The sequence below is a fragment of the Mariniflexile sp. genome (assembly GCF_041583155.1).
GTDB lineage: Bacteria > Bacteroidota > Bacteroidia > Flavobacteriales > Flavobacteriaceae > Mariniflexile.
The window spans coordinates 34,014-55,620 of the sequence record NZ_JBFHGK010000026.1 but is presented as its reverse complement, the minus strand read 5'-3'; the positions used below and the strand labels follow the sequence as shown (position 1 = coordinate 55,620).

The 21,607-nt window shown below is 33.8% G+C and carries 17 protein-coding genes; 13 read left to right on the top strand and 4 right to left on the bottom strand.

Annotated elements, in window-relative coordinates:
- The 5 genes from ABYI63_RS10815 to ABYI63_RS10795 form a co-directional block, all read left to right on the top strand.
- A partial coding sequence (locus ABYI63_RS10815; RefSeq protein WP_372756364.1) for a T9SS type A sorting domain-containing protein occupies positions 1 to 208 on the top strand: 208 nt, incomplete at its 5' end.
- Positions 209 to 427: 219 nt separating this feature from the next.
- Complete coding sequence (ileS, locus tag ABYI63_RS10810) at positions 428 to 3,826, top strand: isoleucine--tRNA ligase (RefSeq protein WP_372756363.1); 3,399 nt, start codon at positions 428 to 430, stop codon at positions 3,824 to 3,826.
- A gap of 4 nt (positions 3,827 to 3,830) precedes the next feature.
- Entirely contained in the window at positions 3,831 to 4,211 is a 381-nt protein-coding gene (locus tag ABYI63_RS10805; RefSeq protein ID WP_372756362.1) for a TraR/DksA family transcriptional regulator, read from the top strand.
- Positions 4,212 to 4,314: 103 nt separating this feature from the next.
- Positions 4,315 to 4,935 (top strand): lipoprotein signal peptidase, encoded by a 621-nt coding sequence (locus tag ABYI63_RS10800; protein ID WP_372756361.1) that lies wholly within the window; start codon positions 4,315 to 4,317, stop codon positions 4,933 to 4,935.
- Positions 4,936 to 4,965: 30 nt separating this feature from the next.
- Positions 4,966 to 7,011, top strand: a complete 2,046-nt coding sequence (locus ABYI63_RS10795) for a hypothetical protein (protein ID WP_372756359.1) — start codon at positions 4,966 to 4,968, stop codon at positions 7,009 to 7,011.
- A 28-nt stretch (positions 7,012 to 7,039) separates the two neighbouring features.
- Here ABYI63_RS10795 and ABYI63_RS10790 read toward each other — a convergent pair whose 3' ends face one another.
- Genes ABYI63_RS10790 through ABYI63_RS10775 form a run of 4 tightly spaced genes read right to left on the bottom strand, consistent with a single transcriptional unit; the run spans position 7,040 to position 9,882 of the window.
- Complete coding sequence (locus tag ABYI63_RS10790; RefSeq protein WP_372756357.1) at positions 7,040 to 7,603, bottom strand: 5-formyltetrahydrofolate cyclo-ligase; 564 nt, start codon at positions 7,601 to 7,603, stop codon at positions 7,040 to 7,042.
- Positions 7,604 to 7,607: 4 nt separating this feature from the next.
- Positions 7,608 to 8,579 carry a succinylglutamate desuccinylase/aspartoacylase family protein gene (locus ABYI63_RS10785; RefSeq protein WP_372756355.1) on the bottom strand — a complete coding sequence of 324 codons (972 nt, stop codon included), beginning with the start codon at positions 8,577 to 8,579 and terminating at the stop codon, positions 7,608 to 7,610.
- A gap of 2 nt (positions 8,580 to 8,581) precedes the next feature.
- Positions 8,582 to 9,460: a 30S ribosomal protein S6--L-glutamate ligase gene (gene rimK / locus ABYI63_RS10780; protein ID WP_372756353.1), complete on the bottom strand. Its 879-nt coding sequence runs from the start codon at positions 9,458 to 9,460 to the stop codon at positions 8,582 to 8,584.
- Positions 9,457 to 9,882 carry an ATP-dependent zinc protease gene (locus ABYI63_RS10775; protein WP_372756351.1) on the bottom strand — a complete coding sequence of 142 codons (426 nt, stop codon included), beginning with the start codon at positions 9,880 to 9,882 and terminating at the stop codon, positions 9,457 to 9,459. The genes rimK and ABYI63_RS10775 overlap by 4 nt, the downstream gene beginning before the upstream one ends.
- 116 nt (positions 9,883 to 9,998) lie before the next feature.
- Between ABYI63_RS10775 and uvrC the strand changes: the two genes are divergently transcribed.
- The 8 genes from uvrC (at position 9,999) to pgi (ending at position 21,596) form a co-directional block, all read left to right on the top strand.
- Positions 9,999 to 11,792, top strand: coding sequence for an excinuclease ABC subunit UvrC (gene uvrC, locus ABYI63_RS10770; RefSeq protein ID WP_372756349.1), 1,794 nt, complete (start codon positions 9,999 to 10,001; stop codon positions 11,790 to 11,792).
- Between the two features lie 78 nt (positions 11,793 to 11,870).
- A complete protein-coding gene (locus tag ABYI63_RS10765; protein ID WP_372756347.1) occupies positions 11,871 to 14,114 on the top strand; it encodes a patatin-like phospholipase family protein in 2,244 nt (747 codons plus the stop codon).
- A gap of 279 nt (positions 14,115 to 14,393) precedes the next feature.
- A complete protein-coding gene (locus ABYI63_RS10760; RefSeq protein WP_372756345.1) occupies positions 14,394 to 15,548 on the top strand; it encodes a homogentisate 1,2-dioxygenase in 1,155 nt (384 codons plus the stop codon).
- A gap of 115 nt (positions 15,549 to 15,663) precedes the next feature.
- Positions 15,664 to 16,812: a 4-hydroxyphenylpyruvate dioxygenase gene (gene hppD, locus ABYI63_RS10755; protein WP_372756343.1), complete on the top strand. Its 1,149-nt coding sequence runs from the start codon at positions 15,664 to 15,666 to the stop codon at positions 16,810 to 16,812.
- A gap of 196 nt (positions 16,813 to 17,008) precedes the next feature.
- On the top strand, positions 17,009 to 17,791 hold the full coding sequence (locus tag ABYI63_RS10750) for a DUF3108 domain-containing protein (RefSeq protein ID WP_372756341.1): 783 nt from the start codon (positions 17,009 to 17,011) through the stop codon (positions 17,789 to 17,791).
- Positions 17,792 to 17,799: 8 nt separating this feature from the next.
- Complete coding sequence (locus ABYI63_RS10745; RefSeq protein ID WP_372756339.1) at positions 17,800 to 18,717, top strand: tryptophan 2,3-dioxygenase family protein; 918 nt, start codon at positions 17,800 to 17,802, stop codon at positions 18,715 to 18,717.
- Positions 18,699 to 19,973, top strand: coding sequence for a peptidoglycan DD-metalloendopeptidase family protein (locus ABYI63_RS10740; RefSeq protein ID WP_372756365.1), 1,275 nt, complete (start codon positions 18,699 to 18,701; stop codon positions 19,971 to 19,973). The genes ABYI63_RS10745 and ABYI63_RS10740 overlap by 19 nt, the downstream gene beginning before the upstream one ends.
- A 3-nt stretch (positions 19,974 to 19,976) precedes the next feature.
- Entirely contained in the window at positions 19,977 to 21,596 is a 1,620-nt protein-coding gene (gene pgi / locus ABYI63_RS10735) for a glucose-6-phosphate isomerase (RefSeq protein WP_372756337.1), read from the top strand.
- Positions 21,597 to 21,607: the final 11 nt, after the last annotated feature.

The window sequence follows — 21,607 nt, the reverse complement described above, 5'->3', positions numbered from 1 at the left end:
GATGCTGTTTGGTAAAAAGTTGAATACGGATATAGATAAAATATCTATAGTGGATATGCGCGGACAAATAGTGCAAGAATTTAATAATATTTCAGAACAGACCTTAACCAGTGGTTTAAGAATAAACAGTGTGGCCACCGGAGCTTATGTTGTTTGGTTTAAAACACAAACAGGACAAGTGCTTACCAAAAAGATAATTATAAATTAGTTATATATTGCTTGTAAATGGCTAAAAAAAGCCAAAACAATTGTTTTGGCTTTTTTTTCAATAAAAATAAGCCATTTAAGGATAAATCCTTAATTTCGCACCTCGAAATGAAATTTGACATAATGTGTGTTAAAACTTTGGTTTCTTGATGATTGTGTTTCTCAAATTATTGATTGCTAAAGTTTGTTAATACTCATTTTATTAAAATAAATAAAAGAGATGAAATTCCCTGAATACAAAGGTCTTGACTTGCCAAAAGTAGCTGAAGAAATTCTAAACTATTGGCAGGAAAATAACATATTTGAAAAAAGTGTTTCTACCAGAGAAAACAACGAATCGTTTGTGTTTTTTGAAGGGCCGCCTTCTGCAAACGGATTACCTGGTGTGCACCACGTTTTAGCACGTGCCATCAAAGATATTTTTCCGCGTTACAAAACCATGAAAGGTTTTCAGGTTAAGCGAAAAGCGGGTTGGGATACTCACGGTTTGCCAATTGAATTGGGTGTTGAAAAAGAATTAGGTATTACCAAAGAAGATATTGGTAAAACCATTTCGGTAGAAGATTATAATGCAGCATGCCGAAAAGCGGTGATGCGTTATACAGATGTTTGGAACGATCTAACCCAAAAAATGGGGTATTGGGTAGATATGGACGACCCATACATCACTTACGAACCAAAATACATGGAGTCCGTATGGTGGTTGTTAAAACAAATTTATAACAAGAATTTGCTGTATAAAGGCTATACCATTCAACCGTATTCCCCAAAAGCAGGAACAGGCTTAAGCTCGCACGAACTAAACCAACCAGGAACTTATCAGGATGTTACCGATACAACCGTGGTTGCTCAGTTTAAAGCAAAACCAGAATCATTACCAGATTTTTTACAAAATGAAGGGGATATTCATTTTTTAGCTTGGACAACTACTCCCTGGACCTTGCCAAGTAATACTGCATTAACTGTTGGTCCTAAAATAGAATACGTGCTGGTTGAAACCTATAACCAATATACATTCCAACCTATGAATGTGATTTTAGCTAAAAAATTAGTTAATTATCAATTCTCAGGAAAATTCCAATTAGTTGAAACTAAACCAGAATTATTAAATTATAAACCTCAGGATAAAAAAATCCCGTTTTACGTTGTAAAGGAGTTTTTAGGTAAAGATTTAGTTGGGATAACATACGAGCAATTATTGCCATATGCCTTGCCATACAACAATCCGGAAAATGCATTTAGAGTTATTGCAGGAGATTTCGTTACTACTGAAGATGGTACAGGTATCGTGCATACCGCACCAACTTTTGGAGCTGATGATGCCTTGGTTGCAAAACAAGCAACACCAGAGGTGCCACCAATGTTAGTGAAAGATGAAAACGGGAATCTTGTTCCTTTAGTAGATTTACAAGGGAAATTCCGTCCAGAAATGGGGGAGTATGCTGGTAAATATGTGAAGAACGAGTATTATAATGAAGGTGAAGCACCCGATCGTTCGGTAGATGTTGAAATCGCTATCAGATTAAAAGAAGAAAATAAAGCCTTTAAGGTTGAAAAATATAAGCACAGTTACCCAAATTGTTGGAGAACCGATAAACCAATTCTATATTACCCATTAGATTCTTGGTTTATTAAGGTAACCGATGTTAAGGAGCGCATGTTCGAATTGAATGAAACCATCAATTGGAAACCAAAAGCAACAGGAACAGGTCGTTTTGGTAATTGGTTAGCAAATGCCAACGATTGGAATTTATCACGTTCACGTTACTGGGGAATTCCACTACCTATTTGGAGAACCGATGACGGTAAAGAAGAAATTTGCATTGGTTCTGTTGAAGAACTTAAAACTGAAATGCAAAAAGCAGTTTCGGCCGGTGTCCTTTCAAAAGATATATTTGCAGATTTTGAAGTTGGCAACAATTCAGAGGAAAATTATGCTAAAATTGACTTACATAAAAATATTGTTGATGAGGTTGTTTTAGTATCTCCAACAGGGCAGAAAATGTTCCGCGAAAGCGATTTAATTGATGTTTGGTTCGATTCTGGATCTATGCCATATGCGCAATGGCATTACCCATTTGAAAACAAAGACCTTATTGATAAAGGAACATCTTATCCAGCCGATTTTATTGCAGAAGGTGTTGATCAAACCCGTGGTTGGTTCTATACGCTTCATGCTATTGGAACGATGGTTTTTGATTCGGTTGCCTACAAAAACGTGGTGTCCAACGGATTAGTGTTAGATAAGAATGGACAAAAAATGTCTAAACGTTTGGGGAATGCAATTGACCCGTTTGAAACCTTATCAACTTACGGAGCCGATGCTACACGTTGGTATATGATTTCGAATGCAAATCCTTGGGATAATTTAAAATTCGATTTGGAAGGTGTTGAAGAAGTAAAACGTAAATTCTTTGGAACGCTTTATAATACTTATTCGTTCTTTCAACTGTATGCAAACCTTGATAGTTTTAACTATAGTGAAACTGAAATTGCTATAAATAAACGTCCTGAAATTGATAGATGGATCCTATCAGAATTAAATACATTAATTAAAAAAGTTGATGCATTTTATGCTGAGTATGAACCAACAAAAGCAGCACGCGCAATCTCAGATTTCACCCAAGATTACCTAAGTAATTGGTATGTACGTTTATGTAGAAGACGTTTCTGGAAAGGCGATTATGGGCAAGATAAAATTTCTGCATACCAAACACTTTATACCTGTATGGTAACCATAGCGAAGTTGGGCGCGCCAATAGCACCATTTTTTATGGACCGCTTGTATTTAGATTTGAATGCCGCTACCAATAAAGAAACTTTTGAAAGTGTGCATTTAGCTGAATTCCCGAAATATGATGACTCGTTTGTAGATAAGAGTTTAGAGCGTAAAATGGAAGCGGCTCAAACCATTTCGTCTTTAGTATTATCGTTACGAGCGAAGGAGAAGATAAAAGTGCGTCAACCACTTCAAAAAATCATGATTCCGGTGACTAGCAAGCAACAAAAAGAAGAAATTCTAGCGGTTTCAGACTTGATAAAACACGAAGTAAATGTAAAAGAAATTGAACTGTTAGAAGAGGCTTCAGAAATCTTAGTAAAGCAAATAAAACCTAATTTTAAAACATTAGGACCTCGTTTTGGCAAGGATATGAAGGCTATCGCTGGCGTAGTTACTAACTTTTCTGCAGAAGATATTAACAAAATACAACAAAACGGTGTTTTAGATATTGAAGTTAATGGAAAAAATATAACTTTAGCACTTGATGATGTAGAAATTACGTCACAAGATATTGAGGGTTGGTTGGTTGCAAATGAAGGAAATTTAACCGTTGCTTTAGATGTGACTATTTCAGAAGATTTACGAATGGAAGGTGTAGCCAGAGAACTAGTAAATCGGATTCAGAATTTACGTAAAGATTCAGGATTTGAGGTAACCGACAGAATAAGTGTTAAATTACAAAATGATGTACAGATTAATACCGCAATAACCGCAAATATTTCGTATATTAAAGCTGAAACATTAACAGATGACCTAGAGATTATTGATAACTTAGAAAATGGTATAGAAATTGCATTTGATGATGTAAATACCAAATTGTACATTCAAAAACATTAAGATTATGAGCTTAGATTTAAACATCAGATATTCGGACAAAGACTTAGCAGAGTTTAAGGAATTAATAAAGGATAAAATTGTAAAAGCACAACACGATTTGGAGCTAATTAAAAGTGCGTATATGAACGACCACAATAATGGTACAGACGATACATCTCCAACTTTTAAAGCCTTTGATGAAGGTAGTGAAGTAATGAGTAAAGAATCTAATTCTGCACTTGCTATTCGTCAAGAGAAATTTATTCGCGATTTAAAAAATGCATTAATTAGAATAGAAAATAAAACTTACGGAGTATGTAGAGTTACAGGAAAATTAATTGCAAAAGAGCGATTAAAATTAGTACCTCATGCAACCTTAAGTATTGAAGCAAAAAATATGCAATAATAGGTATATAAATAATATATTTGAAACGTCTCATTTTTTGAGACGTTTTTTTGTTTTAACACGTTATTCCTTGAGAGCAATCAAAAGGTCTTAAAATAAATACATGTCTTTAAAAAAATCCATAGTTCTAATTGTTATTATTTTACTTCTTGATCAAATTAGTAAAGTTTACATCAAAACCCATTTTATGCTTCAGGAAAATATAGAAGTATTTAGTTGGTTTCAAATCTATTTTATTGAAAATGATGGTATGGCTTGGGGTACGAAAATCAGCGATTTTGTATCCTTCATTTCCGATAGAACTGCTAAAGTGGTGCTAACCTTATTCCGAGTGGTTGCTATTTTTGGTATTGGATATTGGCTGTATGATGCTACTAAAAATAAAGCTTCCAGAATTTTAATATTGGCAGTGGCTTTAATTTTTGCCGGTGCATTGGGAAATATTATAGATTCTGTTTTCTATGGCGTATTGTTTGAAGATAGCTTTAATCAAGTGGCCACGTTTTTACCTGAAGGAGGTGGTTACGATTCTTTATTACATGGTAGGGTTGTAGATATGTTGTATTTTCCATTGTTTGAAGTCGATTTACCCGAATGGTTCCCCATAAGTGGTGGAAAGCGTTTCAATTTTTTTGAACCTGTTTTTAATATCGCGGATATGGCTATAAGTACTGGTTTTATAATGCTTATTGTATTCAATAAGAAAGCATTTCCAAAAAGGTAGATTAAAATTTAACTAAAAAATGATGTTTTTATGAAGATAACGAATAAATTTTTTGCATTATTTTCAAGCATTATTTTTGTTGTAATAACCTCTTGCAGTACCGAGGAAGAAGGTCCTAATAGAGGTGTAATGACAGATGCCAAAAAAGAGCATTTATTCGGAGTGTGGTCTATTTATCAGGTTGAACACCAGGGAGAGTCTGTAAACGTACCCGTAAATTTAGAACAATGTGGGCGTGATTTTTTTATATACAGCACAAATCAAGAATATACTGAATTTTTATTTCAAGAATCGGCAACATGTACTCCAACTCAAAATAAATTGAAGTGGGAATTAAATAATGGTATTATTACATTATCCAATTTTGAAAATACAGGCTCTGAAATATTAACCATTAATAGTTTGAATGAAAACAAGTTTGTGTTTACCGCAACTTTTGATTTTGATGGAGATAATGTTGTGGAATCTTATACATTTACAGCTTTAAGATACCTCCCTCCTAATGAAATTGATATTTATACACCTTCGTTTGTTAGGGTTGAAGAACCCATGTTTTCTAGTCAAATAGAGTTTAAATGGAATCAATATACTGGTTATAACACATTTTTAAAATATGAAATATATAGAAGTGATGCAGAGTGTTCTGTGAACTCCGCAAAATTGATTAAAACCATTGAAAATGTTAGTTCAAACAGTTTTGTAGATGAAAATCCTTCAGGTACAGGTCCTTTTTGTTACTTCTTGAAAATTTATACCAATAAAGGTTTGTTAGGTGAAAGTAATGCGTGGTATGTAAATACAGAGTCTATCATTCCCAAAAATGTAGCTATTGTAAATTCTAGTTACACAGCAAATTCAGTGACATTAACGTGGGAGAAATATACAGGTTATCATTTTTCACATTATGAAATAAGGGTGCAAGATGATTTCGGGGGCACAGGTTATAATTTTGAAACCGTGAAAATTATTGACGATATTAATGTTACAAGCTTTACAGATACGAACCCGCCTTATGTAAATAATCCCGTTTACGCCATTTATGTTCATAATACATTTGGGAATAGTAGCCCCATAGATATGAATAAAAATATGGTTAAAACTGGTTTTACTAGAGATGATGTACTAGACTTTAATTATATAAAATTTTTAAGTTTTGATGCACAAAGTCATTCGTTTTTCTTTTATGGAAGGGCTATTAAAAATGAAATGAAACTGATTAAGTATGATTATGTAAATAAAAAAATAGTAGCTGAATCTTTTAAGTTACCTACTAGTTATACGGAAACAGAAATGCAACTAATTACTTCAGAAAATGGGAAAGAGCTAATTTTTGCACAAGGAAGCGATTTATGGGTTTATGATGCCACTAATTTAACTTATAAATATGCTTTAAAACCTAGTTACCGATCAGTAGATAGTTTCGCCTACTTAAGTAATAATATATGGGTGGTTTCGGATTATGATTATGTTATTACCTATAAAAGAAATGGTAGTGAATTTGTGAAAATTGATGAAAAACTACACTTTCCTGACCATCAAGGTAGTTTTAATTATGAAATTAGTAAGATAGATGGGAATACTTTTTTACTAAGCCATAACAATGAGGGTAGGGCTATTCATTATACTATTAATTCAGAAGGACAAATAACAAATAATGGTATTAAAGAAATCCCATTGTTAGCAAAATATAATAGTGATATTGGTGTAAATAGTGCAAGAAGACTCTTGTTGAATAAAAAAAGAAATACTATTTATTCACTAACTAATTTCTCTCTTTTTGACAGTTATCAAAATCCGAAATCAACCTTTAACTTCAATACATTAGGAACCAAAATTTTTGGGACTAACAATGTGGATATCTTAAGTGGCAATTCTAATCATTTTAAAAAGGAACTGGTAGTATATAATATTAATAACAAATCGTTATCTACACTTTCTACAAAAGGATATCCTTTGTTTGTAATTGAAGATGATTTAGGAAATATTGTAAGCCTATCTTCAGCATTCCCAAGGTCGGAATATTTTAGTTATCGTAGTTATAATGTTGCTGAATTGTTTGTGGAGATAATTAAATAAATTTTTAACCTAAAACAAAAAAGCAATTTTAAAAGCTATAAACTCTTTCAGGCGTCACACAATAATTTAACTTAATATCACTTTCAAAAACATCTGTAATTTCTGCTTCGGCTTCAAAAAATGACAATCCAATTTTAATGGTTTCTGGTTTGCAATTGGCTAAAAAGCGATCGTAAAATCCTTTGCCATAACCTACGCGATGTCCTTTTTTATCAAAAGCTAAAAGCGGAATAAAAACAATATCAATTTTACTATTTTCAATTTCAATACCATCAACAGGTTCAGGAATATTATAGCTGTTTTTTATAATTTTTGTACTATCGGTTAAAAGAAAATGCATCATTAAACCGGTTTCGAAATCACTCTTAGAAATAACTATATGTTTGTCCTTTCCAGAAAGGATATTCAAAATATAATCGGTGTTTACTTCCTTTTGTTCTTCAATAGCTAAAAAAATGTGGTAAAAAGAAGCATCCCAAATAGGAAGTTTTAAAAGCTGGTTTGCAATAGCCATACTTAAATCCTCAATTTGGGTAGTTGATAATCCTTTACGAAGGGTTTTGTATTGTTTCCGTAAATCTACTTTAAGCATGGTGTTATCTTTTAAGTTTTGTAGAAATGTGGAAAAGTGCATCGCCTTGATAAACAATAGGAGATTCGTTTACATTAATAATATACCCCGTATTAGGAGCTTTAACGGCATGGTTTAGCTTTCCGTAGGGGTCGGTAATGTAGCCTAAAATATCGCCTTTTTTTACATGGCTGCTTATAGCAATAGTGGCTCTAAACATACCCGAAAAACTAGCTCGTTGCCAGCGGCTTTCATTTATAAAAACCGTATCTTTTTTAGGTTTGCTAACTTTAATTTGTGAGTTTAACATACCTAAATGTTTTAAAATACGTTTGGAGCCATTAACGCCATGGTTTGTAATATTATCATCTATATGGAAGGATTTACCACCTTCAAATAGTAACATGGCTTTACCCAAATTGTAGCAAGTATTTCTAAAGGATTTATTTAAATTTTTGGAGTATAGAACAAACGGCATAGCGAATACTTTTGCTAAATCATTTAGATGTCTGTTTTCTTTTGAAATACGAATTTGTGGTGCATTAAAACGTCCGGAACCTCCGGTATGAAAATCGATTATACAATCAACACAAGGAATGATATCATGTACTAATTTATGAGCAACTCTGCTGGCTAAAGAACCATCAACGGTACCCGGAAACACACGATTTAAGTCTCTACCATCTGGAAATTCCCGTTTTAAATTTATAAAACCAAAAATATTAATTACAGGAATGCAAATAATAGTGCCAATTTTAGGTTTATTAATACCACTAGCTATTAGTTGTCGTACAATTTCAACGCCATTTACTTCATCCCCATGAATCCCCGCTGTAAACAAAACAATAGGACCAGGTTTTTTTGCGCGTTCAATAATAATGGGCACATTAACAGGTGAAGAGGTATGCAAATTGGCAACATCAAAATCAATTTCTTTACTTTCGCCAGGATAAATTTTTGTATCAAGAATTGTTAAAATGTTGTTTACTAATGTCATGCTTAAACCCGTTTATTGCGTTCTATATAAGTGATGATGCTTTTAGCAATATTTTTACCAGTAGCTTCTTCTATACCTTCCAAGCCAGGAGTGGAATTTACCTCTAAAAGCAGTGGACCTCTTGCAGATTGTAGCATATCTACCCCACAAACGGGCAATTTAAGTACTTTGGCAGCGTTGGTGGCTAAGCGCAATTCAGCTTCACTTAACTTTATGATGTTGGCAGTACCTCCTCGATGTAGGTTGGAACGGAATTCACCTTCTTTTCCCTGACGTTTCATGGCGCCAATAACTTGGCCATCAACAACTAAAGCGCGCAAATCGGCGCCTTTTGCTTCCTTTATAAATTCTTGAACAATAACGCGTGCTTCTAAACCATTAAAAGCTTCTAAAACGGATTCGGCAGCATTTTTTGTTTCGGCTAAAACAACACCTAAGCCCTGTGTGCCTTCTAAAAGTTTTATAATTACGGGCACACCACCTACGTGTTCAATAACTTCTTCAACATCGCGAGAATAGTTAGTGAAAACAGTTTTAGGCATGCCGATTCCTGCTTTGCTTAAGCGCTGTAAACTACGCAGTTTATCTCGAGAACGTTGAATGGCATCGGAGGTTGCTATGGTAAAGACATTCATCATCTCAAATTGGCGTACTACTGCACAACCATAAAAAGTTATGGAAGCGCCAATTCTAGGAATAACGGCATCTACATAATCCAAATAGCGGTCTTTGTAGTATATGGTTGGTTTTTCTCTTTCTATTATAATGTCGCATTTTAAGGGGTCAATTACTTCTACTTTATGACCTCTTTTAGCGCCTTCTTCAACAAGCCTATCGGTTGAATATAGATTCGAGTTTCGGGATAATATAACTATGTTCATAAGGATTTCGAATTATAAGAAACATTTTCTAAATCGACATCAACCAAAAATTTTCGCTTTAAAAATTGCCTGCCTATTAAAACAGGAAAACGCATATCATCGCGGGTGCTTAAAGTTAGGTTAATCTTGTAGGTCTTTCCAAAAAAAATGACTTCAGATTTTATTTTATATCTTTTTTCTTTCTGGCCATTACTACTTTTTACAATGGCACTAGAAAATTCATCAAAAACAATTTCAGTTTTACCAAAATTTTGATGCTTATCGCTATTAAAAACACATCGTAAGATGTTATTGTCTTCAATAATTTCATCATAATGAATGGTAGATGTGTAGGCGCCCGTATCGACTTTTACATCAATATTGAATAGACCTAATTTGGGGAAATCTATTTTATCAACACGACCAATTACTTTTTTTTTCAATTTATTGTTTTAAAATGTGGTGCAAGTTAGCGAATAGTTATTTAGCCGCAAAGTTTAACAGATTTACTAGTTGTTATTTCATTATTAAAAAATTAAAAATAATTACCTTTGAGACAATGGACAAACCTACTTTGGAAATACAATTACAAACCCTACCAAATCAACCTGGGGTTTACCAGTATTATGATGCTGAAGGCACTATTTTATACGTTGGGAAAGCAAAAAACCTAAAGAAGCGGGTAAGTTCGTATTTTACTAAAACACATGATAATGGAAAAACACGTGTGTTGGTAAAAAAAATTGCCTCCATAAAACATATTGTTGTTGAAACAGAAACGGATGCGTTGTTACTGGAAAATAATCTCATAAAGAAGCACCAACCTAAGTATAACGTGATGTTGAAGGATGACAAATCCTATCCCTGGATTTGTGTAAAAAAAGAACGTTTTCCTCGTGTGTTTTCTACCAGACGTGTTTTTAAAGACGGTTCGGAATATTTTGGACCCTATACCAGCATGAAAACCGTTCACACACTTTTAGATTTAATTAAAGGCTTGTATTCATTACGTAATTGTAATTATGATTTGTCTGAAAAAAATATTGAATCGGGTAAATATAAAGTTTGTTTAGAGTACCATTTGGGAAATTGTAAAGGAGCTTGTGAAGGTTATGAAACCGAAGAGGAATACCATGAGAATATTAAGGACATTAAAGAAATTTTAAAAGGAAATTTTAAAGATTCCTTGCACCAATTTAAACTTCAAATGAAAGCCTATGCCGAAGAAATGCGGTTTGAAGAAGCTCAAAAAATTAAAGAGAAGATAGAAGTTCTTGAAAATTATCAGTCTAAATCTACCATAGTAAATCCTAAGATTAGTAATGTTGATGTGTTTTCTATTATGAGTGATGAAAGTTATGGCTATGTGAATTTTTTACAGCTATCTTATGGTTCTATCATTCGGTCGCATACCTTGGAAATTAAGAAAAAACTCGATGAAACGGACGAGGAGCTCTTAACCTTGGCTATAACTGAAATTCGTCAACGTTTTCATTCCAAATCTAAAGAAATTTACGTACCTTTTAATGTTCAACTAGGTGAGGATATAAAAGTGACGGTTCCGCAATTAGGTGATAAAAAACACATCCTAGATTTATCATTACGAAACGCTAAATATTACCGCATGGAGCGTTTTAAGCAGGATAAAATTGTAGATCCGGATAGACATGCTAACCGAATTATGGCTCAAATGAAAGCCGATTTACGCCTGCATGAGGAACCTAGGCATATAGAGTGTTTTGATAATTCAAATATACAGGGTACCAACCCCGTAGCTGCATGTGTGGTTTTTAAAAATGGAAAGCCAAGTAAAAAAGACTACAGGCATTTTAACATAAAAACAGTTGAAGGTCCAGATGACTTTGCGTCTATGGAAGAAGTTGTGTACCGACGTTACAAACGTATGTTAGACGAAAAACAGTCATTGCCACATCTCATCATTATTGATGGAGGGAAAGGGCAATTGTCTTCAGCATTAAAAAGTTTGGATGCTCTTAATTTACGAGGAAAAATTGCAATCATCGGAATTGCCAAGCGTTTGGAAGAATTATTCTACCCAGACGATCCAATTCCTTTATATTTAGATAAAAAAAGCGAAACTCTTAAAGTTATTCAGCAATTACGAAACGAAGCTCACCGATTTGGAATTGAGCATCATAGAAATAAACGAAGTAAGAGTGCTTTAAACACCGAGTTAGAGACGATACCAGGTGTTGGCGAAAAAACCGTAGTGGATTTATTGAAGCACTTTAAATCGGCCAAACGTGTTGCCAATGCAAAGTTAGATGAATTGGAATCTGTTGTGGGTGTTTCAAGAGCAGAAAAAGTGTATAATCATTATCACAAAAAGTGAATAAATATAGGTAACTCATTGTTAGAAGTAATTCCCTCGTTACTATTTGGCTTAAAAATATAGAAATAACAGCAAAATTTGAAAACTAAAATTCTCATACTAACCTTTTTTATGCTGGCCTTGTTTTCTGCGGAAGCGCAAAACGAAACCATAAAAACTAATGAGAAAAAAATTGGATTAGTATTAAGTGGTGGCGGAGCAAAGGGGTTAGCACATATAGGGGTTTTAAAAGTAATTGACAGTCTTGGTGTAAAGGTGGATTATGTGGCAGGAACAAGTATGGGAGCCATTATTGGTGCGCTTTATGCTTCTGGATATTCGGGAAATCAACTCGATTCTATTTTTAAAGTCATAGATTTTGATAGACTTATAAACGATGACTTGCCACGAGCTGCTAAAGCGTTTTATGAGCGAGAAAATTCTGAAAAATATGCGGTAACATTACCATTTGATGATTTTAGAATTAAATTACCTTCGGCTTTATCCAGAGGACAAAATACGTATGGTTTGTTTTCAAAATTAACCTTACATGTTAACGAGATATCCGATTATAGTAAGCTGCCAATTCCTTTTTTCTGCATTGCTACAAATATTGAAAATGGTCAGCAAATTATTTTAGAGAAAGGAAATTTAGCTCAATCCATTATTGCAAGTGGTGCATTACCTTCCTTGTTTCAGCCAGTTACCATTGATAATCAGGTGTTGATTGATGGTGGTGTTGTAAATAATTACCCGGTTGATGAACTTCGAGCCAAAGGAATGGATGTGATAATTGGGGTGGATGTTCAAGATGGGTTGGCAAGTATTGAAAATTTAACTTCGGCACCAGAGGTGTTGGTTCAGATTAATAATTTTCGAACCATTAACGACATGAAAAAGAAGGTTTTAAAAACAGATATTTACATAAAACCAGATATTAGGGATTATTCGGTTGTATCGTTTAAAGATGGTTCAAAAATTATAGAAAACGGAAAGCAAGCCGCTTTTTTAAAAATTAATGATCTAAAAAAAATAGCAGATAAAAACTATGTAAAAAAACCTATAGATGTTTTTACCGTTGCAATAGATAGCATCACTATTAATAACATTAATTTAAATGGAAATGAAAAATATACCCGCGCCTATATTTTGGGTAAACTTAAACTGAAGAATAAGGAAAAGATTAGTTATGAACAGTTTAATAATGGCATAAACAACCTAGTGGCAACCAATAATTTTGATTCCTTTGAATTCGCATTAAAAAACGACCCTGAAAATGAAGGTTATAACCTTTTCGCTAATTTAAAGGAGACTAAGGTGAATACCTATTTAAAATTAGGGTTGCATTTTGATGATTTATACAAAAGTTCCGCTTTAATAAATATAACTCAAAAACGATTTTTATTGGATAACGACGTCGCATCGCTCGATATTATTTTAGGAGATAATGTGCGTTATAATTTTGAATATTTTGTTGATAATGGTTTTTATTGGAGTGTTGGTTTAAGGTCCAGATTTCATCAATTTAATAAAGATATTAGTGCAAAATTATTGTTAGATGATTCTCAAATGTCTGGTTCAGAATTGAATAAAATTGATGTTGAATTGCAAGATCAAACGAATGAACTTTATATTCAAACTTTATTTCGAAAAGATTTTGCATTAAGTGTAGGTTTAGAACATAAGCGACTAGAAATAAAAACGGAAACTTTAGCTACCAATAATGAAGCCAAGCAATTCGTGTTTGAAGGTACCGATTATTTAAGTGTTTTTGGTGGCTTGAAATTAGATACTTATGACAATAAATACTTTCCTAAAAAAGGTGTTTATTTTACCGGTAGCCTCCACACTTATGTGTATGCCTCAAAGTTTAATGAATCTTTTGATAATTTCTCATTGGCTAAGGCTGATATGGGATATGCGTTTAGGGTGTCGGACAAATTAACCTTCAATTTGCAAACAAGTGGAGGTTTTAAAGTAGGTGATAAATCAACACGAACATTAGATTTTGCACTTGGTGGTTACGGAAATAACCTAATAAATAACTTTGTTCCATTTTTAGGTTACGATTTTATTTCCCTTACGGGGAATAGTTATGTGAAAGCATTTTTAAGTGCCGACTATGAAATTTTTAAAAAACAACACATCACTTTAGAAGGCAATTGGGCCAATGTTGAAAATGATATTTTTGAAACAGGCGAGTGGTTTACCCTTCCTAATTATAGAGGCTATGCCTTGGGATATGCAATAGAAACCTTTATTGGCCCTATACAGGCAAAGTACAGTTATTCGCCAGAAGAAAATCAAAGTGTGTGGTTCTTTAACGTTGGTTTCTGGTTTTAATTTCAAATTTAATATCTCCCAAATTCTGAAATCATTTCATGAAATTTTATGTCATTGTGCTAACAAGGTTTCTACACTATTTGTTGCCGTAACTGGGCGGTTTAGCATAAAAATTATTGCGTAATAGGGGAGTCCTTTGGGTTTGATTTTCTTAAAAAAAATCTTAAAATCTCGTCTAAAATTCTGAATGATATTACTTTATCGTATCTTTATATGTAATGATTTTTAATATTTTGTTGCCTTAAGTTTTGGCAACAGGTTAATTTTAAAACTATAATTATGCCTTTTTACCATAAATTAGGAAGCATTCCGCATAAGCGTCATACCCAGTTTAGGAAGCCGGATGGTAATTTGTATTCTGAACAATTATTTGGAACCATTGGTTTTGATGGGATGTACACGAATAGTTATCACGAGCAGCGCCCAACGCAGGTTAAGGAAATTAGAAAGCAATATAGTGTGGCTCCTAAAATTGCGAAAGCAAATAATATTCAATCCTACCGATTAAAAGGATTTTTAGTAGAACCTGAATACGATTATTTAGAAAGCAGAAAAACGGTTTTAGTTAATAAAGATTGTGCCATTATTTTAGCAGCTCCAAAACAGCCAACTCAAAACTATTTTTATAAAAACACGGATGCCGATGAATTAATTTTTATTCATAAGGGCTCAGGAAAATTAAGAACACATATGGGAAATATCAATTTTAAATATGGCGATTATCTGTTAGTGCCGAGAGGAGTTATTTATAAAATTGATTTTGATAGGGAGGACAACCGACTGTTTATTGTGGAGTCTCGCCGGCCAATTTATACCCCAAAGCGGTATCGAAATTGGTTTGGGCAGCTATTGGAACACGCGCCCTATTGTGAGCGCGATATTAGGAAACCTGAAGAACTTGAAACTTATAATGAATCGGGTGAGTTTTTAATTAAAGTAAAAAAACAAGATGATATTATCGAGATGGTATATGCCTCTCATCCCTTTGACGTAGTAGGTTATGATGGCTACAATTACCCATATGCGTTGTCAATTCATGATTTTGAACCAATAACCGGGCGTATTCATCAGCCACCACCAGTGCATCAAACTTTTGAAACCGATGCTTTCGTGGTATGTAGTTTTGTGCCTAGGCTTTACGATTACCATCCGCAATCCATTCCTGCGCCATACAACCACAGTAATATTGATAGTGATGAGGTTTTATATTATGTAGATGGTGATTTTATGAGTAGAAACGATGTGGAAGCAGGGCATATGTCATTACATCCCGCAGGAATTCCGCACGGGCCACACCCCGGAGCGACAGAAAGAAGCATAGGCAAAACAAAAACCAATGAACTCGCTGTTATGGTGGACACCTTTAAGCCACTCATGATTACAGAAGAAGGTATGAAAATTGCTGATGAAGCTTATTACAAATCCTGGTTGTAAGTTTCTTTATTCATAGTAATTTTAGCAAGTTAAAGGAATTGAAAATAGAACAAAATATTCAAAATTTACAAAGTTTTGAATTTCCTCAAATAGGGAGATTAGAAGCACTTTTATCATGAAAGCAAAAACTAATGAATTGGAAAAAATATTTAAGGGAGCGCAAGATTTTTTGCCACTCTTAGGAACCGATTATGTGGAGTTTTATGTTGGCAATGCCAAACAAGCAGCTCATTTTTATAAAACGGCTTTTGGGTTTCAGTCGTATGCTTATAAGGGTTTAGAAACAGGTTCAAAAGAAACGGTTAGTTATGTGCTTAAACAAGATAAAATTAAGTTGGTGTTAACGACTCCGCTAACTAGTAAATCGGCTTTAAATGATCATATTGTGAAACATGGAGATGCCGTAAAAGTAATAGCGCTATGGGTAGAAGATGCCAAAAAGGCCTATGAAGAAACTATAAAACGAGGTGCAGTGTCTTTTTTGGAGCCTACCGTAGAAACAGATAACCAAGGTGAGGTGGTACGCTCAGGGATTTGTACGTTCGGTGATACGGTGCATGTTTTTGTAGAGCGAAAAAATTACAAAGGTATTTTTTTGCCAGGCTATGTGAATTGGGAATCCGATTACAATCCGGAACCCGTCGGTTTAAAGTATATAGACCATATTGTTGGTAATGTGGGTTGGGGCCAAATGAACACTTGGGTAAAATGGTATGAAGACGTTATGGGGTTCGAAAATTTTTTATCCTTTGATGATACTCAAATCCATACCGAATATTCTGCGTTAATGAGTAAAGTGATGAGCAACGGAAATGGGCGCATCAAATTTCCTATTAATGAACCTGCTGAAGGGAAAAAACGTTCACAAATTGAAGAATATCTCGATTTTAATGAAGGTGCCGGGGTACAACATATCGCCGTTGCAACCGATGATATCATTAAAACCGTAAGTCAACTAAAAGCACGTGGCGTTGAATTTCTGTCTAATCCGCCAGAAGACTATTATCGTGCAGTGCCTAATCGATTGCAGAAACATCATCATGAATTACAAGAGGATATTAATGCTCTTAAAAAATTGGGAATTATGATTGATGCCGACGAAGAAGGTTATTTGTTACAGATTTTCACTAAGCCTTTAGAGGATAGGCCAACCTTGTTTTTTGAAATCATTCAGCGCATGGGAGCCAAAGGCTTTGGTGCAGGAAATTTTAAGGCACTTTTTGAATCTATAGAACGAGAACAGGCCAAACGTGGTACGCTTTAAACATTAGGGAATATTCAGGGTTAACCGTATGATTTATAATGAATTGAATTATAAATTGTAACAAATTAACGTTAAGGTCTTCTAAGAAATACAGACGGTATAAGTAAATTTTATATTTTTGGAACAGTAATTGTAAAATCTTAGTTACTGTATAACAATGTAATTCAAGAATTTAATGATAATTACTCAAATCAAAATGAAAAAGACACTACTTCTCATATTAGCTATAATATTAACGCAAATGTCATTTGCTCAAGGGGAATCGGCATTTGGAGATGGCGAATGGTTTCAATTTAAAATGAGTTATAGTGGATTTTTAACCGCAGGAAATGCTTCACTTCATGTAAAAGAGACAAAACTGAACAATAAGGATGTGTACCATGTTGTAGGTAAAGGCTGGACTTCAGGAATGATTAAATGGTTTTTTAAGGTAAAAGACCGCTATGAAAGTTATTTTGACAAAACAACATTGCTGCCTTACAAATTTATTAGAAACATAGATGAAGGTGGTCATACAAAAGATTTAGAAGTTGATTTTGATCAAGATAAAAACAAAGCCTATGTGCATGATAAAAAGCACAAAACAAAGGCTGTTTTTGATACGAAACCAAATATTCAGGATATGGTGTCAACTTATTATTATTTGCGAAATAAAATTAATATTAATGGTTTAAAGGTTGGAGATGAGATACGTACCGATATGTTTTTTGATGACGAAAATTACGGATTTAAGCTTCAATACCTTGGAACGGATACTATAGATACGGATTTTGGTAAAATAGAATCCTTAAAATTTAGACCCTATGTGATGGCTGGACGTGTTTTTAAAGAAGAAGAAAGTTTAACACTATGGGTGTCAAAAGACAAAAATAAAATACCTTTGCGTATTAAGGCCGATTTAAGAGTGGGGTCTTTAAGAGCCGATTTAGAAGCTTTTAAAGGATTAAAGCACCCTTTTAGAATAGTTGTTGAAAATTAGGATACGTTTTGAAATCAAAAATAAACAATCAACTTAAGGAAAAATACGAGGCAATAAACCAAGATTTTGAAGATTATTTAGAAGGTTTATTGCACAGTAAGCCTATAAATTATTGGGATTACATTCAAACAGATGCCTTATTAAATCTTCAAATTCAACGTACCGTTTTTCCAGATGAAATGGTATTCATCATGTATCATCAAGTAAACGAATTATTGTTTAAAATGATTCTTGTTGAAATAGAGCAGGTTGCCAAAAGCGAGGAGTTAACCGCTTCATTATTCACAGATAAATTAGCGCGTATAAGTCGCTATTTCGATATGCTTACCTCGTCTTTCACAATAATGAAAGATGGTATGGATATCGAACAATATACCAAGTTTAGAACAACCTTAACACCAGCAAGCGGATTTCAAAGTGCACAATACAGAAAAATTGAATTCGCATCAACCGAGCTAATCAATTTAATTGATAAACGATTTAGAGATACTATTGATAGAAATTCTTCCTACGAAAACGCCTTCGAACATTTATATTGGCAAGCGGCAGGAAAGAATTATGAAACAGGTGAAAAAAGTTATACATTAACAGTTTTTGAAGAAAAATATAAAGACGAATTCATTAGATTTGCCCAGTTTTATAGCACAAAAAATTTATACTCCAAATTTAAAGAACTTCCTAAGGAAGCTAAGGAGGATGAAGCATTAATAGCAGCCATGCGTCATTTAGATTATACGGTTAATATTAAATGGGTTATGGCACATTATAATACAGCAAATCATTATTTAAATATTGGCGGACAAACCGTCGAAGCAACAGGAGGAAGTGAATGGGTAAAATACATGCATCCAAAGTATCAAAAGAGAATATTTTTTCCGGACTTATGGACAAAGCAAGAAATAGAAGCATGGGGAACAAATATTTAGTAGCATTATTAATTTCATTAAGTTTAATAGGTTGTAAAGAGAAAGAGCAGCCTATTGTAGAAGTGGTGGAAGAAAAGCCTGCCGATATTTATGAATTCGGTTTTAATTTAAGTGATTTTGTTGTAAAAAGAGATACCGTACGAAGCGGCGATAGTTTTGGTGTTATTTTGGAACGTAACAAAATTGGGTATCCAAAAATATTTTCAATTGCCGAAAAAGCCCGAGACACGTTTGATATTAGACGTCTTCAAATAGGAAAGCCTTATACTTTGTTATGTTCCAAAGACTCATTGGAAACACCTAGATGTTTTATATACCAGCCAAACCAAGAGGAGTATGTGGTGATAAGTTTTCAAGATTCTATTCATGCCTATACAAGTAGGAAACCTATTAAATATGTTGAAAAAACCGTAACAGGTGTTTTAAATAGCAGTATCTCCCAAGAGTTGGATAAGAAAGGTATTAGTCCTATTTTAACAAATAAACTAGCGGAGGAAATATATGCTTGGACTATAGATTTTACAAGACTTCAAAAAGGAGATACTTATAAAGTAATTTATACAGATAAGTATATTGACGATTCTATTTACGCAGGAATACATACCGTAAAAGCTGTTGTATTCAACCATAATGATAAGCCGTATTATGCGTTTAGATATCGTACAGATTCCATAAAAAACAAATACGAGTACTATAATGAAGTTGCAAAAGATTTGCGTCGTGCTTTCCTAAAAGCACCAGTGCAGTTTAGTAGAATTTCTTCAAAATATAATTTAAACAGACGTATAGCTTATTATGGTTTTGCATTACGTCCACATAGAGGAACCGATTTTGCAGCGCCTATTGGAACCCCTATTTTAGCAACAGCCAATGGTGTTGTTACCGAGTCTAGATATAAAGGTGGTAATGGTAATTATGTAAAAATCAGGCATAATTCAACCTACGAAACACAATATCTGCACATGCAAAAACGTAAAGTAAATGTTGGTCAGACTGTTAAGCAAGGCGATGTTATTGGATGGATAGGAATGACTGGAAATACGGGTGGTCCACACGTGTGTTATCGTTTTTGGAAGAATGGAAAGGAAGTGGATCCTTTTAAAGAAAAATTATCAAGCTCAGAACCTATTTCAGAAGCACTCAAAGGAGATTATTTAGCGTTTATAAAACCTATAAAATTGCAACTAGATGCTTTGCCAATTCATGATGCATCAAAGAAAAAAGAAGCCAAAGAAATCATAACTCAAAAAAAATAGATTATGTCACTACCAACTATCAATCCAACAACAACAAAAGCCTGGAGAAAGCTGCAAGACCATTTTAGTGCTATTGGCGAAATGCACATGAAAGATTTGTTTGCACAAGACAGCCAAAGAGCAGATAAATTAACGGTAAAGTGGGACGATTTTTATGTCGATTTTTCAAAAAACAGAATCACCGAAGCGACCTTAAAACTGCTTTTAGAATTAGCCGAAGAGGTGAAGTTAAAAGAGGCTATTAAGAGTCAGTTTTCTGGAGAAATTATAAATGAAACCGAAGGTAGAGCCGTTTTACACACCGCATTACGCGCTCCTAAAGATGCTAAATTTTTTGTTGAAGGTGTTAATGTTATGCCAGAAGTTTACGCTGTAAAACAGAAAATAGAACGTTTTACAAATCAGGTTGTAAACGGTGAACTAAAAGGGTTTACAGGTAAAGCATTTACCGATGTTGTAAATATTGGAATTGGTGGCTCAGATCTTGGACCAGCTATGGTAGTTGATGCGTTGCAATACTATAAGAACAATTTAATAACACATTTTGTTAGTAATATTGATGGCGATCATGTAAATGAGGTTATAAAAAAACTTAATCCGGAAACAACCTTGTTTGTAATCGTTTCAAAAACCTTTACCACACAGGAAACACTTTCTAATGCCAATACTTTAAAAGCTTGGTTTTTAAAATCGACTACTGAAGATGCTATTGCTAAACACTTTGTGGCGGTTTCAACCAATATTCAAAATGTAAAAGCTTTTGGAATTGATGAAAATAATATATTCCCAATGTGGGACTGGGTTGGTGGTCGTTTTTCATTGTGGAGTGCTGTTGGTTTAACTATTAGTTTAGCAGTTGGTTATGATAATTATGCTAGCTTATTGCAAGGTGCTAACAAGATGGACGAACATTTTAAAAATGAAGACTTTAAAAACAATATACCAGTTGTTTTAGCATTAATTAGTGTTTGGTATAATAACTTTTTTAATGCAGAAAGTGAAGCAATTATTCCTTATTCTCAATACTTGAACCAGTTTGCAACTTATTTGCAGCAGGGTATTATGGAAAGTAATGGTAAAAGTGTTGATAGAAGTGGAAACCCAATAGATTATCAAACGGGAACCATTATTTGGGGTGAGCCAGGATCTAATTCACAACACGCATTCTTTCAATTAATACATCAGGGAACTAAGTTAATCCCAGCCGATTTCATTGGATTTACACAAGCATTGCATGGTAACCAAGACCATCAAGATAAATTGATGTCTAACTTTTTGGCACAAACCGAAGCATTATTAAATGGTAAAACCGAAGCAGAAGTGGTTGCGGAAGGAACGGATGCTAAAATAGTGCCATTCAAAATATTTGAAGGTAATAAACCTACAAACACAATATTTATAAACAAATTAACGCCAGAAAGTTTAGGGAAACTAATAGCGATGTACGAGCATAAAATATTTGTACAAGGTATTGTTTGGAACATCTTTAGCTACGACCAATTTGGTGTAGAATTAGGAAAACAATTGGCTAGTAAAATTTTACAAGAATTTAACAGTAGTGTGGTTAATAATCACGACTCTTCAACTCAGAATTTATTGAATCATTACAAGAAAATGTCTTAAATTTCACCAAA